The 15,148-nt window shown below is 38.2% G+C and carries 16 protein-coding genes; 10 read left to right on the top strand and 6 right to left on the bottom strand.

What is annotated here, in order from left to right; genetic code table 11:
* Positions 1-42 precede the first annotated feature (42 nt).
* Positions 43-1,185, bottom strand: coding sequence for a DUF445 domain-containing protein (locus FBF83_RS15815; RefSeq protein ID WP_136948117.1), 1,143 nt, complete (start codon positions 1,183-1,185; stop codon positions 43-45).
* 128 nt (positions 1,186-1,313) lie between these two features.
* Here FBF83_RS15815 and FBF83_RS15810 point away from each other — a divergent pair, with 128 nt between their 5' ends.
* The 10 genes from FBF83_RS15810 to FBF83_RS15765 all read left to right on the top strand — a co-directional run bounded on the left by FBF83_RS15810 (position 1,314) and on the right by FBF83_RS15765 (position 10,684).
* The gene (locus tag FBF83_RS15810) at positions 1,314-2,669 is read left to right on the top strand and encodes a YheC/YheD family protein (RefSeq protein WP_136948116.1); all 1,356 of its coding nucleotides are present in this window, start codon (positions 1,314-1,316) and stop codon (positions 2,667-2,669) included.
* 9 nt (positions 2,670-2,678) lie between these two features.
* Positions 2,679-3,740 carry a YheC/YheD family protein gene (locus FBF83_RS15805; protein WP_136948115.1) on the top strand — a complete coding sequence of 354 codons (1,062 nt, stop codon included), beginning with the start codon at positions 2,679-2,681 and terminating at the stop codon, positions 3,738-3,740.
* Positions 3,737-5,110 carry a YheC/YheD family protein gene (locus tag FBF83_RS15800; RefSeq protein ID WP_136948114.1) on the top strand — a complete coding sequence of 458 codons (1,374 nt, stop codon included), beginning with the start codon at positions 3,737-3,739 and terminating at the stop codon, positions 5,108-5,110. The genes FBF83_RS15805 and FBF83_RS15800 overlap by 4 nt, the downstream gene beginning before the upstream one ends.
* Entirely contained in the window at positions 5,107-6,276 is a 1,170-nt protein-coding gene (locus FBF83_RS15795; RefSeq protein WP_136948113.1) for a YheC/YheD family protein, read from the top strand. The genes FBF83_RS15800 and FBF83_RS15795 overlap by 4 nt, the downstream gene beginning before the upstream one ends.
* Positions 6,277-6,320: 44 nt before the next feature.
* On the top strand, positions 6,321-6,533 hold the full coding sequence (locus tag FBF83_RS15790) for a DUF5342 family protein (protein WP_136948112.1): 213 nt from the start codon (positions 6,321-6,323) through the stop codon (positions 6,531-6,533).
* A 66-nt stretch (positions 6,534-6,599) separates the two neighbouring features.
* Positions 6,600-6,782 (top strand): hypothetical protein, encoded by a 183-nt coding sequence (locus FBF83_RS15785; RefSeq protein WP_136948111.1) that lies wholly within the window; start codon positions 6,600-6,602, stop codon positions 6,780-6,782.
* Positions 6,783-7,158: 376 nt separating this feature from the next.
* Positions 7,159-7,809 (top strand): PucR family transcriptional regulator, encoded by a 651-nt coding sequence (locus FBF83_RS15780; RefSeq protein WP_136948110.1) that lies wholly within the window; start codon positions 7,159-7,161, stop codon positions 7,807-7,809.
* A 162-nt stretch (positions 7,810-7,971) separates the two neighbouring features.
* A complete protein-coding gene (locus tag FBF83_RS15775) occupies positions 7,972-9,069 on the top strand; it encodes an ABC transporter ATP-binding protein (protein ID WP_136948109.1) in 1,098 nt (365 codons plus the stop codon).
* A 171-nt stretch (positions 9,070-9,240) separates the two neighbouring features.
* Positions 9,241-10,032 (top strand): transporter substrate-binding domain-containing protein, encoded by a 792-nt coding sequence (locus FBF83_RS15770; protein WP_240688133.1) that lies wholly within the window; start codon positions 9,241-9,243, stop codon positions 10,030-10,032.
* On the top strand, positions 10,025-10,684 hold the full coding sequence (locus FBF83_RS15765; RefSeq protein ID WP_240688132.1) for an amino acid ABC transporter permease: 660 nt from the start codon (positions 10,025-10,027) through the stop codon (positions 10,682-10,684). Before FBF83_RS15770 ends, FBF83_RS15765 begins: the two co-directional genes overlap by 8 nt.
* 54 nt (positions 10,685-10,738) lie before the next feature.
* Here the strand turns inward: FBF83_RS15765 and FBF83_RS15760 are convergent, their stop codons facing one another.
* The 5 genes from FBF83_RS15760 to FBF83_RS15740 form a co-directional block, all read right to left on the bottom strand.
* Positions 10,739-10,990 (bottom strand): hypothetical protein, encoded by a 252-nt coding sequence (locus tag FBF83_RS15760; protein WP_136948108.1) that lies wholly within the window; start codon positions 10,988-10,990, stop codon positions 10,739-10,741.
* Positions 10,991-11,067: 77 nt separating this feature from the next.
* Positions 11,068-11,283: an alpha/beta-type small acid-soluble spore protein gene (locus FBF83_RS15755; RefSeq protein ID WP_048313244.1), complete on the bottom strand. Its 216-nt coding sequence runs from the start codon at positions 11,281-11,283 to the stop codon at positions 11,068-11,070.
* Between the two features lie 127 nt (positions 11,284-11,410).
* Complete coding sequence (locus tag FBF83_RS15750; protein WP_240688131.1) at positions 11,411-12,763, bottom strand: TrkH family potassium uptake protein; 1,353 nt, start codon at positions 12,761-12,763, stop codon at positions 11,411-11,413.
* A 365-nt stretch (positions 12,764-13,128) separates the two neighbouring features.
* Positions 13,129-13,704 carry a hypothetical protein gene (locus FBF83_RS15745; protein WP_136948106.1) on the bottom strand — a complete coding sequence of 192 codons (576 nt, stop codon included), beginning with the start codon at positions 13,702-13,704 and terminating at the stop codon, positions 13,129-13,131.
* A gap of 3 nt (positions 13,705-13,707) precedes the next feature.
* On the bottom strand, positions 13,708-15,111 hold the full coding sequence (locus tag FBF83_RS15740; protein WP_136948105.1) for a SpoVR family protein: 1,404 nt from the start codon (positions 15,109-15,111) through the stop codon (positions 13,708-13,710).
* Positions 15,112-15,148 lie beyond the last annotated feature (37 nt).

The following is a 15,148-nucleotide window of genomic DNA, read 5'->3' as shown; positions in this document are numbered from 1 at the left end:
TAACCCTTTACTTACCCACTATAACAAAGACTGAGATGAAATTCATCCGATAAGGGTAATAACAATTCCCTGAATCAATCCGATCATCCCTCCGAGCACTGCTCCAAGGTACGTAATCATTTTAAATTCTCTTCTTGAAATGGAAAGAACCATCTCCTCTATTCGCCCTACTGAAAAGGTTTCTACTTGTCCTTTTACAATATCTGCGAGATGCATTTGTTCCATGAGTGGCTGAAGATTGCTACTTAAATAATTTCCAGCAGCATCCACAATCCTAGGAACAAAATCTTCAATTATACGATCTTTATACGGGGCTACAGCATCCGTTAATGAAAGCTGCATGAAATGATCAATAGGAATTTCATTTACAATAAGTGAAGTAATTTCATCAACTATTTCTTTTGAATTGAATTTACCTTCAAACGATTCCAGCTTCGTTACCTTCAGCTCGTTCCATTCCTTCTCAAGCATCGTAACAATCACATTTTGTATATCCTTCTGCTTCAAAAGCCTCAGCAGTTCTGGCTGGACTTTATCTACAAGTCGAGTGTTTGTAAAAAACATATTAATCATACTTCCAAGGGTCCCACGATCAGCTAGATAACGATCAATCATAACCGATAACTTATCCTTACCTTCTGTCGAGGCAATATAATTACTTACTTTTGTAAGAATTAAGTCAGCAAACGGTTCAATAGAATCATCTACTTTCGTTTGCAATCGTTCAGGAAGAATGTCAACAACTTCCTTTTGTTTTAATTCCACCATCTTCACTTCAAGCTTGCCACTAATATAAGAGGAAGCTCTCATTTTCACTTCATTGGTAGGATCCTGCATATGAAGACCTTTTTTTAGAAGTGCTTCTATTGATTCATCTGTCTCAAGGAAACGAAGTACTTCTTTTTGTGCATATTCAATCATCGTTCGCTTGAAAACTGGATCATGCATTTTCTGCTGTATTCCTTCGGCGGTAAGAAGATGTTCAACAACCATTCTTCCGAGCTGAACAGCAAGCTCATCTCTTCTCTTAGGAATAAGTCCAGGTGTAAACGGAATTTTCCAATTGCCAATATAACGCGCTTCATATGGTCTGAATAGCATTTTAATTGCTAATGAATTCGTAAGTCCTCCTATAATAGCGCCAATCGCTATCATAAATAAGACAGTTATGATAATGGACGACATCGTACCTCAACCTTTCTATCTATCACATTCACATAGTAAACTCCATCTTCATAGTATACGATATCCGCTATTGCCTATCCAGTTATAGGAAGGCATAAATCAGAAAAACAGTTGAACGAGGGTCTGTGATGAAACATACTGAAAAGATTATTTTGCAACCCAATAATGAAATAAAGAATAACACTCTTCTGTCACTATCAATCCCAGAAACGATTGCTGTAAAGTGGCAAATAAATAAACCATCTCTCTTATTTCAATGTGGCGCACTTGAAGAAGTCGTAGAGGTACAGGTCTATCGAACTAGTTCAAGTCATACCGTATACTGTTCACCTGCTCTTCTCACTTCCCTTTCACTACCCAATCAAACAATCCCTATCACACTTACATTCTGCAATAAGCTGAATATGATATCGCTCGGTCCAATTCTTTGTCTCGCAACTAACGCAAAGGGCGACGAGTCACAACCGTTTGGAGCTTACACGGCTTTCTGCAGAGAAATCGCCGAGTATTGCGAAGAACACCACATACTGTTCTATGTATACACATTAAAGCCATGGAATGAACATCGAGTGCAGGGAACGATATGGAATCAACGCTCATGGATTAATTCGGATCTTCCTAAACCATCCTTAATCTATAACCGCATTCATTCAAGAAAACTAGAGAAATCGAGTCAAATTGAGAAACTGAAAGCGATATGGCGAGAACAAAACATTCCATATTTCAATGAATCCTTTCTTAATAAATGGGAAGTGCATCAAAAACTGCTCCCGCATGATGAAGTGGCTCCTTATCTTCCAGAGACGATTCTACTTGAATCATTCGATAACATTCAGTCCATGATGAGCAGCTATCCTACACTCTATTTAAAGCCCCTTAACGGAAGTCAAGGAAAGCATATTTTTCGTATTAGTTATCGAGACCACCATTTTCAACTCGACTACTCTAGCTTTCAAGGGAATCAGACCATCACATCAAAAACTCTTTCAGGACTTTATCCAACCATTCGCGGTCGTTCCAAGCTTGTACCTTACCTTGTCCAACAAGGGATCCCACTTCTTGAAATTGATGGATGCCCTGTTGACTTCCGAATCTTGTGTTTAAAGGATTCCGGCGAAAGATGGAAGGTCGTTTCAGCAGTTGCACGCATTGCTCAGTCAAAAGACCAGTTTGTATCTAACATTGCTCGTGGAGCTTTGTTAAAAAAATTTGAAGATGGCCTCATTCAATTCGATGAAGCAATTCAGAAACAAACCAAAAGAATTGTTCCTGAACTTGCATGCGAAATTTCACAAATTATTGATCGAGAAAGTGACGGGATGTTTGGTGAACTCGGTATTGACCTGTCTGTGGACCAAGACGGACATCCATGGATTATTGAAGTTAATACAAAGCCATCTAAGACGTCTGATGGAATCAATACAAACTGTTATCGGCCATCAGTAAAAGCACTCATTCGCTTTTTTAACTGGTACACATCTTAGGAGGAACATATGACATCATTTGGCATAATGCAGTCCTCATTCATGCACGAGCAGAATTATATAGAAAGAATCGCACAAGAAGGGAGCTCATTGGGCTATTCCATTTACCGTTTTTTACCTGATCAGATTGCTTTAAATGATATAAGCGGTTTAACCTACGATCGATCATTACAAACTTGGAAAAGGGCAACATTCCCTGTACCAGATTTTATCTATGATCGCTGTTTCTACCCTGCAAATAAACAAGAAAACCAATCTTCATTTGTCCACTGGTTGAAAAATCAAACGAATGCAACTTTTCTTGGTTATGGCCTTCCTGGCAAATGGATTATATATAAATATTTAAAATCGGACCCACTACTTCGTAGACACCTTCCCAAAACACTTAAACTTCAGCGTCATACCAGTGCCAGAATTTTAACTGATTGGTTTAAGAACCATAATACTCTTATCTTGAAACCTATTATTGGCTCTCAAGGAAACGGACTTATTCATATTACAAAGACTTCACATAAGATCTCTATTCAAATCAATCATAAAGGCAATGTCACTCATCATACTTATGATACAACCAGTTCTTTTCTTAACTTTGTTACTAGAATGTTGTACAAACGTAATTACATGGCACAACAAATGCTTAAACTGCTCGACGAGAGGCAGAGACCATTCGACAGAAGAGTTGTATTAAAGAAACGAGCAAATTGCATGTGGTGCGAATTAGGCCGTGCAATGCGCGTAGGGAAAGAGCAATCTTTCGTTTCTAATCTGCATAGTGGCGGTTCGATCGAACAGGACGATCAAGTTGCGATACCATCTGAGGTACTATTAGCTGCAGATGAGAAGATCACACAACTTGCTTCACACATTGCTACATTATTAGAAAAAAAGTTCCCTCCTCTTTTCGAACTTGGTCTAGATTTTGGCATAGATCAATCAGGTAAAGTTTGGTTACTTGAAGCTAATTCAAAACCTGGTCATCAAATTATTCAAAGTCATGTTAATTATCCTGCATTGTTATTTGAATACTGTGGTTCTCTCCTTAACGAGAAGGAAGGGGTTAAGAAAATATGAATACGATACTTTCATTGAAAAAAGAAAAAAATTCTACTGGAACGTTTTATGTACCTCCAAGTCGATTTAAAAGCTGGGTAGATCAGGTTTCGTTCCCAAATCAACTCTGTTTTGGTTCTCGTCGATCATTTTGTACCGTTTCCCCACATCCAGAAAATAAGGAAGAATACCTGCTTTCTGAGGATCTTTGGAAGGTACTTGGTATCCCTGAAGAGTGTCCGATCCATCTTTTTGAGAAAGGAAATTCACTTCATATTGGACCACTAATTGGTATTTTCACGGCCGGATTCACGAAGGATAGTATGAGGCCAATTGGAGAACGTAGTATGTATTTTGCTAAATTGCTCTCAGCTGCTACAAAATCAGGTGCAGTCGGTTTTGTTTTTGGTGCACATCAAATTAATTGGAAATCAGGAACGATTAAAGGGCTAATGTACAACAAACGAGGTTGGTACAGGGCAACGGTTCCCATTCCAGATGTTGTTTATGACCGTCTGCCGAACCGTAGCTCAGAAGCAATCGAACAAGTTACAGACACGATGCAGAAATTACAGTCACAATACTTCACGCCATGGTTTAACCCTGGGTTTTTCGATAAATGGACGATGTTCGAGAAGCTTCGTGAAGATCAGGCTGTTAAGCAATACTTACCAGAAACTCTTTTGAATCCTAAAAGTAGCATTCTATCGCGAATGCTAAATGATTATGAGCAGGTTTATATTAAACCAGCGAACGGAAGTCTCGGATTAGGTATTCAACAAATCCTAAAGCCAGCAAATGAAAAGTATTACTATTGTCGTTTCAGAACAGAGAAAGAAAACCGTCTGAGAAGATACTCTTCTCTTTCTAGATTGTTGAAGACTCAATATCCGAACGGTTTGAAAGGCTTGATTGTTCAACAAGGGATAGACCTCCACCGCATTAATCAGAGACCTATGGATTACCGTGTTCATACGAACAAGAACAAAGAAGGAAAATGGGAAGTAAGCGCAATTGCTGCCAAAATAGCAGGCGCAGGAAGTTTAACGACTCATATGGCTTCGGACGGAACAGTTAAAACAATTGGTGAACTCGCTTCTGAATTTGGTATTAATAGACAAATCGAAACAGATTTAATGGAAGCTGCTTTGCAATTAAGTCGTAATATCGATTCAAAGCTCCCAGGCTTCATCGGAGAAATTGGCTTTGACCTTGGTGTTACGAAAGAAGGTAAAATATATCTTTTCGAAGCGAATTCTAAGCCAGGTAGAGGAATCTTTTCACACGCTAGACTTAAATCAGAAGAAGCTAGAACAAGATCTTTACCAATGGAATATGCCATATTCCTGGCGAAATCTGCTATTGAAAAACAGCTGGTTACAACCGTATGATTGAACTTTTCTACAATGAAAAGACAAATAAATGGTTACAAAAAAGCACATACCAATTTATTTACTGGGGGAAAGAGCAGAAAAGGCTCGCTCCCCCTTCCAGTTCTTCCATATCTTCAATCATCACATTGAATTCAAATAAAAATGATGCAATCCGACCACTTGTAGGCATTCTTGCAGGATCAAATTCATCTCATCACTTCAGTGGGAATGCCTCTATATTCAAATCCATTCAAAAAGAAATCCGTAACACAGGAGGGCTTTCCTATGTTTTTACCCCTGACGATGTATATCGTACATTCATTAACGGATATCTCTATGATCCAAATTCAAAAAAGTGGACAGGTTACCGGTTTCCTTATCCGAACATCGTCTACAACCGGATACCTGACCGAAAGGAAGAACAAGCAGAGAAAGTAGCTCTTCTATTTAATTTATTTTCACAAAAAGGAATACCTTATTTTAATCGGTCATTTTTCCAAAAGGATGCGATTATTTCACATCTTACCAGCAATGAAAAACTAACTAACTTCATACCAGAAACAGAAAGTTTAACAATCACGAGTCTCGAGGAGTATCTGAACATGTATCCATCCGTTTTCTGCAAACCTTCTTCTGGGAGTAAAGGAAGAGGCATCTTTAAAGTAAAAAACACCTCTACAGGTTATCAATACATCGATCACGATAACGCTCATAGCTTCACTTCAATCAATAACCTATATGACCATATCCACCCCCTTCTTCATGAAAACTATATGATACAGCGTGACATTCAACTTGACACTTATGAAAACCATTCCTATGATTTCAGAATCCTTGTTCAGAAACCCCTCAACAGTTGGAACGTAACAGGAATCGGTATACGTGCAGCACAAGTCGGTAGTTTAACTACACATGTCCCACGGGGAGGAAGAATTATACCATTCCATAAACTTGCTAATCATAAGGACAAAGCAAAATTAAAAAGGATCGCCATTATGGCAGCTGAAGTGCTCGAAGAACACACAAAGATGCATGAATGTTCAATGGATATTGGCAAAGATTCGGACGGACGGTACTGGATATTTGAAGCCAATTCTAAGCCAATGCGGTTTGACGAACCTGACATTCACCGTGATTATATTCAATCACTCATTGCTTCATTTCGAACCTTCTCCGCATTCTAACACCTTATGTTATGATTAAGAAAAACGATGTATGGGGGAGTAAAATGTTTTCACATTTTCAATATAAATCAGTTGGATTAAAAGCAAGAAAACCAAAATGGGAGATCTCATTTTTCTACCAGGGTGCCTATTACCGTGCACTTTATCTTCACAACGGTAAATTTGATTGGTTTGAACCTGCTCCTCCTGAGTCTGAGCAGGAAAAGCTCCAATCTCAAATACATGAGTTAATGCTTTTCCATGTCTATGAGAAATAAGATTCATAATTATATCTGTATATCCTCATACTAACCCTATCTAACTAAACAGGGGGTTGAAGGATTTTGACCAAGAAAAAAGTTGAAGATTCTATGTATGAAGGTCGAGATAAATACGATATGGATATTGATCGTATGGTCAATGAAGGAATGGCTGGTGGAGCTGTTCACCATAGCTATAAGCAGGCTCAGATTGAAGAAGCCACACCGCTTATGGAACAGGAACCTCCTCGTTCAAAGAAGAAGTAAAATTAATCCCGATTAGCAAAAAATAATACTTTCGAACCTCTGCCACCTACAGAGGTTCTTTCTATTTCTCCACCTTGTATTAATTTGTTAGAAGTGTTGCGTTATACTAAAGGATACTGATTAGAAAGGAGGGCTCCTTATAAATACAAAACTAGCTGATTTATATGGAAACGATTATACAATTAGAACGGATCAGCCAGAACAATTTTTCTGGTACAGAACTCCTGAGGGAGAACGGTTTGGTATCCGTAAAACTCGATTAACATCACGAGAGAAAAGCCTACTCAACGCTCTTTTTCCCACTATACGACTTGAAGAAGAGTTAAATCCTACTCAGAAGAAATGGGCTTCCTTCTTATTTCATGAGGACCCGAATGTGGACCTTAATATTAAAGCTCCTATACGATACATCCATTTCTACTTAAAGGAGGCTCCCTCTGATCTTCTCGATTTCAGAGAAGCAATGACAGGGTTATTTTCCGAGGAAACGATCTTACTTTTTGAAAATGAAAAAGAAGGACTTCTTATTCAATTGAATGCGATAGATGGAGAAAGTGTTCATGATCTTGAACAAATGGCTGCTGCACTTACAGCTGACTTCTTTACTGGCATGGCTCTGTTCGTTGGGCAAACGATTCAACAAACGGAGAAAAGGAGTTTAACACGCATTTATAATTCCGAAAAGAAGTGGTTCTCTTCAGGATTGAACTTATTTCCTTCCCAACTGGTCTTTACTCACCAGGATCTTATTCCCGCTATTCTCTTCAATGAAGCAAGTACAGATACCATTCAATATTTAATAAAACTAATTGAACCTGTTCAGGAAGATGTTGAATTAGTGAAGAGCATTCGAATATATTTGGAATGTAATTTAAACATCACGCTTGCAGCTAAACAGCTGTACGTACATAGAAACAGTCTTCAATACCGTGTAGATAAATTCATTGAGAAAACTGGAATAGACGTGAAGAGTTTTAAAGGAGCGGTAATGGTCTATTTATCCCTTCTAGCTCAAGAACTGCGTTGATAAAACGCAGTTCTTTCTTTATTTGTAACTTTATACGAGCTTTTTCGTTCATACTGCACAAAACCCTCCAATTTTTTTGTGCACGCTTCCAATTTACGATAGCGTTTTCATAAAGTAGACTTAGAACTAGCAAAAGAGTTCAATTCTTAGGAGGCTTTTACAATGGCAGAAATTACACTCAATCACATTTACAAAAGATATGATAATAAATTCGAAGCAGTTAAGGATTTTAACTTAGATATTAAAGATAAAGAATTCATCGTTTTCGTTGGCCCTTCTGGTTGTGGTAAATCAACAACACTTCGTATGATCGCGGGTCTTGAAGATATTTCAGATGGTGACCTTGTTATTGGAGATCGTCGCGTGAATGACGTAGCACCTAAAGATCGTGATATTGCAATGGTATTCCAGAACTACGCCCTTTATCCACATATGAATGTATACGACAACATGGCATTTGGATTAAAGCTTCGTAAATTCGACAAAAAAGAAATCGAGCGTCGCGTTACAGATGCTGCTCGCATCCTTGGTCTTGAAAGTCTTCTTGATCGTAAGCCTAAAGCACTTTCAGGTGGTCAGCGTCAGCGTGTTGCACTAGGACGTGCAATTGTTCGTGATCCTAAAGTATTCTTAATGGATGAGCCTCTTTCAAACCTTGATGCAAAGCTACGTGTACAGATGCGTGCTGAAATTTCTAAACTTCACCAGCGCTTGCAGACGACAACAATTTACGTAACACATGACCAAACAGAAGCTATGACGATGGCAACACGTATCGTTATTATGAAAGATGGCGTTATTCAACAGGTTGGTTCACCTAAAGAAGTATATGATGCACCTGATAATGTCTTCGTTGGTGGCTTTATTGGATCTCCTGCTATGAACTTCTTCCGCGGAACACTTGAAGATGGAAACTTTAAAATGGACGACGTTAAAGTGAAAGTACCTGAAGGAAAAATGAAAACGCTACGTGAAAATGGATACTTAAACAAAGAGGTTATGCTTGGTATTCGTCCAGAGGACATTCATGATGAGCCAGTATTTATTGAGTCTTCTCAGGATACAAAAGTAAATGCAGTCATCGACGTAGCTGAACTAATGGGTGCTGAAACGTACCTCTACTCGAAATTAGCTGACCAAGATTTCGTTGCACGCGTTGATTCTCGTACAGATATGCAAAACGGACAAAACATCAGCCTTGCTTTCAATATGAATAAGTGTCATTTCTTCGATACTGAGTCAGAACTTCGTATTAAGTAACGTGTAGTTGAAACACTTCCTCTATTTTGAGGAAGTGTTTTTTTATGGTGACATAATGCATGAATAATAGAATTCACGTCAATAATGTTTCGAGATTGACTTTCCATCGAATCCTGACTACAATAAACCTATAATTCACATCAATTTTGTAGGAATTAAGGGGGATTTATTTTGAATAAAAAATGGATACTAAGTTTGATATTCGTTCTAACACTCAGCATGCTTGCGGCATGTGGCAGTAATCAAGATACTGATAATGCAGGAGAAGACTCTTCAGATAATAAAGAAACGCTTCTAATTGGTACAGAAGCAACTTATCCACCATTCAGTTATCGAGATGATAATAATGAAATCACAGGATACGACGTAGAAGTTGCACGCGAAGTAGCCAACAGAATTGGCATGGAGCCTGAATTTAAAGCGATTGAATGGAAAGGCCTACTCTCTTCTCTTGAGACAGAACGCATTGATATGGTAGCGAATCAGGTAACCATTACAGATGAGCGTAAAGAACAATTCGACTTCACATCACCTTACACTTATTCTGGTGGCCAGGTTATCGTTAACGAGGACAACAATGACATTAAAGGAATTGACGATCTCAAAGACAAAACAGTTGGTACAACACAAGGTAGTAACTACGCACAGGCTGCTGAAGAAGCAGGAGCTGAAACAAAAATTTATAAAGGCGCTAACCAAGTGTTAACTGACTTAAGCAGTGGTCGTAACATCGATGCTGCCATGAATGATCGTCTTTTTATTCTAACTGAACTCTCTGAACAAGATTATAAAGTCAAAGGCGTTGGAGAAACTTTTAATGAAACAGAAATGGCCTTTGCTTTACCAAAAGGAAACGATGACTTGATTGAGAAAATTAATGGTGCATTAAAAGAAATGAAAGAAGATGGCACTCTAGAAGAACTATCTAAGAAGTATTTCGCTGGAGAGAATGTAAGTGAGTGATACAATGGATGTTTTAATTAATTCTTTGCCTTTTCTATTAGAAGGGGCTAAGAATACTCTTCTCCTTAGTTTTTTCTCTATATTTGGTGCCTTAATTGTTGGTTTAGTCATCGCCTTGTTACGTTTGTCGAAAAACAAAGTTGCAATAGGAGTAGCAAAACTATACGTATCGTTCTTTAGAGGCACGCCTTTGCTTATACAGTTATTCATTCTATACTACGGACTTGTTTCAGTTAATATCGAACTAACAGCATGGCAGGCAGCATACACTGGACTGATTCTGCACTTTGGTGCCTATATATCCGAATCATTTCGTGCAGCCATCCTATCCCTTTCAAAAGGACAATGGGAAGCAGCTATGTCGCTCGGTATGAAGAAATCATTAATTTATAAAGAGGTTATATTACCCCAAGCATGGCGAAGAGCTATTCCACCTGTATGGAATTCGTTGATTGACATCGTTAAAGCTTCTTCACTTGCTTCTGTACTTACAATCTCTGAGCTAACGTATAATGCTGATCAGCTAGCTGCATCTACTTATAAAGTTTTACCGATTTTATTAACAGCAGCACTAATTTATTGGTTCTTCACAACCATCCTTAACATTATACAAAGCATTCTAGAAAAAAGATTATATATTCCATCCTCATGAAAAGAGCTGCCTAAGTTAGGCAGCTCTTTTTGCTAAGCTCTCATACAGTCTTTTCTATGTCATCCACTCTTCTATTAAGTAGACATCGCTCATTCCACATGTAGGACATGCTAAAACGTGAGGACATTCATGAGCGTTATCTTGATATCCATCATTTTGTTTTACCGACTCAATTGGTTCATATGGACTGTAATCATCATAAAAATCTGCTTCTCTTCCTTGATCTACTAACGGAATAGACTCACATATGTGACATACAAGCTGAATCGCCGCAAAACTATTGCAAAGTGGACATTCAAACGTCATCGATATCCCCCATTCTTATGTACTGAATGACGTAAGAAGGGATGGACTTGTCCACCCCTTACAGCCATGGTATATAATTATTTTTGGTAACCGCCAAGCTGTTGTTCAGCCATTTGAACCAAACGCTTAGTGATTTCTCCACCAACAGATCCGTTAGCGCGAGAAGTTGAGTCCGGACCAAGTTGTACTCCGAATTCAGTTGCGATTTCATACTTCATCTGGTCGATAGCTTGAGCTACACCAGGTACTACAAGGTTGTTAGAGCTTCCTTGTCTGCTTTGTTGTTGAGCCATGTCAATCACCTCCTTTGTACAACTAGTTTGTGAAATCTTACTTTTTATATACCAAAAAGAATTGGTAATTATGACCATGTACAAAAATACTCAAAAAAAAAAGTAAGAGGAGTTATCCCTCTTACTTTTAACCAATAATGACGCGTTCAGTTGGATAGTGGTATCGCTCACGTAGAACCGTTCCACGAATTAGGAATAAGAATGAAAGAATTCCAATCCGTCCAATAAACATTAGACACATAATAACGATTTTGCCAAATGTACTTAGACCAGGAGTAATACCCATTGATAGTCCTGTCGTACCAAACGCTGAAGATACTTCAAAAATAATCGCTACAATCGGAAATGGTTCTGAGAATGAAAGTGTCACAATGCCAATGCTCCACACAATAATCGCAACAGAAAAGACAACAAATGCTTTGTGGATGTCTTCATGATGTAGTTCCCGACCAAATACTTTAATGGATGTCGCACCCTTTGCAAAAAAGAAAATCGCAAGCAAAACTATGGCAAATGTTGTTGTACGAACACCGCCGCCTACACTACTTGGTGAAGCACCGATAAACATCAGTGCAGACATAAGCAGCTGTGTTGGCTCCTGAAACTCATTCACATCCATTGTTGAGAGACCGCCACTTCGAGTTGTAACGGATTGAAACATTGAATAGAAAAACGTCTCGTGCCACTTCTTGTCTGCAAAAAATGATGTTGCTTCAAATGCCCATATGAGAATGGCCCCTGAAACAACAAGCACTAAGAACGTCATCGTTGTGAGTTTCGTAAACAAAGAAAATTTATAACGATAGCTGTTTTGTCTTGAGAATAGAAAGTTTTTCACTTCAATCAATACAGGAAATCCGATTGCTCCGGTTACAATTAACAATGTATGAATAAATTGTACAAAGTAATCATGTGCAAATGGTTGAAGAGATTGTCCTGTTATATCAAAACCACCATTTGTTGTTGCACTGACTGAAGCAAAGAATCCCTGCAAATAGGCTTCTTGCCAAGTTTCAAAGAACCGAAGGTAATAAGTACCAAGGACAAGTGCACCGACAAGCTCAATGATGAAGATTAAACCAAGTATTTGCTTCATCAGTTGAACTAATCCGGACAAAGTGGATTGGTTTTGGTCCGTCATAATAAGCTGACGTTCCTTTAGCCCAATCTTTTTGCCCATAACTAGCCACACAAAAGTTCCTAGGGTCATTATTCCGATTCCACCAATTTGCAGCACGAAAGCAATGATAAAAATACCCGGTACACTGAATGTATCCGCTGTGGATACAACAGTAAGACCAGTTACACTTACAGCACTAACGGCAGTAAAAAGCGCATCAATAAAGGACAGCTCAACTCCTGGCTGATGTGCTATAGGTAAGCCGATTAAAAAAGTAGAAATCGTTACCGCCAATAAATAGAATAAAACAATTAACTGTACAGAGGTTAATCGTATGCGTCGAAAACGAGATCGTAACAAAGCATCCACAGCCTTTTCATAATAGTGAAACCTTGGTTTGAGGGGCTTTATTCCCTCTATTGGTTAGCTTAATATATAGGACTTAAAGGGGCAGTTGCCTCACCTGTTTTGAGGTAAAGGTTCTACTGCCCCTTAAAGATTAGATAATCACCATCCCTATCTTAACTCAAATAAGGTAAGTGTCAATCTCTTTTCCTATATCATCCATTATTGAGAATCTTCACACGTTCTATTCTTGATACTCCTTCTAGTTTATATGAAAGCATGTCCAAAATGAAATACCTATATATCCATTTATACAAAATAGAAGGAGCTGAAATAATCAGCTCCTTCTATTTTGTATAAAATTAAACAGTTGCATAGAACTAAAACGCTCGCTGTCTTCCGTTATTCAGTAACGCATTGATTTCTGACTGAAAAACTTTTGCTTCTCTTGGCCCGATTGATTCAGCTAAATTGCACTGAAGCAAAGTGAGGCGATTTACCTCCTCTTCTGTTAAATAAACAGGGGGCTGTGACATGACTCCTTTTACAACTGGAGTTGTAGAATGTTCATCTGTTAGTTGATATGTTTGAATGTTTTCCCCATTAATTTTAATGTTACTTTCCTCAATAATTTGATTTGTTTTCTGATCAATGTACCTTTTTAAAAAAGCACTACTCCCAAATCCTGTTAACATTGAGAGATATAATAAATATTGTCCAGTCCCACTCTCAATAAACAAAAGTGTGGTTAATATTCCCCCTACCGCCCCAATGAAGGGCTCCTTCAACGATCCAATGCTATAATGAATCGTCTTAGATTGTTGATTAACAATCTTTCGCCAGGGTTGGAATTCTCCAGACATAAGAACATTACCAACACCGCCAAGTGCCCCTGCAACACTAATGAATACAATATAACTCCAGAAATGATCTGTTAAATCAGAAATAACATCCATCTTCTATAAGTATCTCCGGTGCAATTTCTTTCCGTCATAAGAAAATAATACTTCTTTATCCTCTACTCTCGTTTCCATATGAACAGGACGGCCCCACAATTGATGAATGTATGGCAGAACTCGTTCTAAATATTGGAGGTCAAGTTCAGTATCTTCAAATGAATGATGCACGTACATCTCTCCAGCTTTCATGTAATTCCCATCTGTAACCGTTAAATATGGGAAGCCTCCGTTCACTCTCATCGTAACAAGTTGATCTCGAATGTGTTCCCATTCTTTATCAACTATTTTGTAGTCACGACCTTTCTTCTGGAATAAATATAAGTCTTCTCTATACACAAGATCTTTGGTTAAGTAATTTCGAATAAACGAAATATCCGCTTCTACTTCACGAACCTCAAACATTTTCTCTCTGCCACCACCAGGCATAAACCCTCTTCGCTTCATTTCTTCCGTTGGATTATCGTATACTTCTTCAATATGTTCAAAGATTTTAAGTCCAAGGTAATAAGGATTAATACGCGTTTTGGAAGGCTGAACAACATTCGCATTAAGGGAAGCAAACTCTATCGCTTCATCTGTTGTTAAATCCATTTCTCGTAAAATGCGTTGATGCCAATAACTCGCCCATCCTTCATTCATGATCTTTGTTTCAAGTTGTGGCCAGAAATAAAGCATTTCCTCACGCATCATAGTCATAATGTCCCTTTGCCAATCTTCTAGTTCAGTACTGTTTTCTTGTATGAATAGCAAAAGATCCTTCTCGGGATGAGGTGGAAACTTCTTCTTCTTTTTTGGAGCTGGCTCGTCCTTCATACCTTCTTTATCAAGTGACCATAAATCATTATATGGAGAGTCAGGCCTTACTGACGGTACATCATTTGCGTCAGTACTGTAAGTTAATCTCGGTCGCATAATGGATGGATCAATATGCTCTTGAATCGAGAGCACAGCGTCCAAGAAATTTTCTACTTCCTCTTTACCATAATGATGTTCATAGTAAGCAACACGTTCAGCAGTTGCAGTCATGCTTTCAACCATATCTCTCCTCGTATTAGAGAACCGAACATTATTTTTAAAGAAATCGCAGTGAGCAAGTACATGAGCAATAATAAGCTTATTCTGAATTAAACTGTTTGTATCTAACAGAAACGCATAACAGGGATCAGAATTAATAACTAGTTCGTAAATTTTGCTTAAGCCAAGGTCATATTGAAGTTTCATTTTATGAAATTGTTTACCGAAACTCCAATGTGAAAAGCGCGTAGGCATTCCATAAGCACCGAACGTATAAATAATATCTGCAGGACAAATCTCATAACGCATAGGATAATAATCAAGCCCAAATCCTTTCGCTATCTCTGTAATCTCTTCAATAGCGAAAAAAATTTCTTTCTCTGTAGTCATGTCATTCCCTCCTAAAGGATTGCTTACTAATATGTAT

It is taken from the genome of Guptibacillus hwajinpoensis (assembly GCF_005144865.1).
In the GTDB taxonomy this organism is placed as follows: Bacteria; Bacillota; Bacilli; order Bacillales; family Guptibacillaceae; genus Guptibacillus; species Guptibacillus hwajinpoensis_A.
Note: the sequence above shows the minus strand (reverse complement) of the source record. Positions and strands in the feature narration are given on the sequence as shown.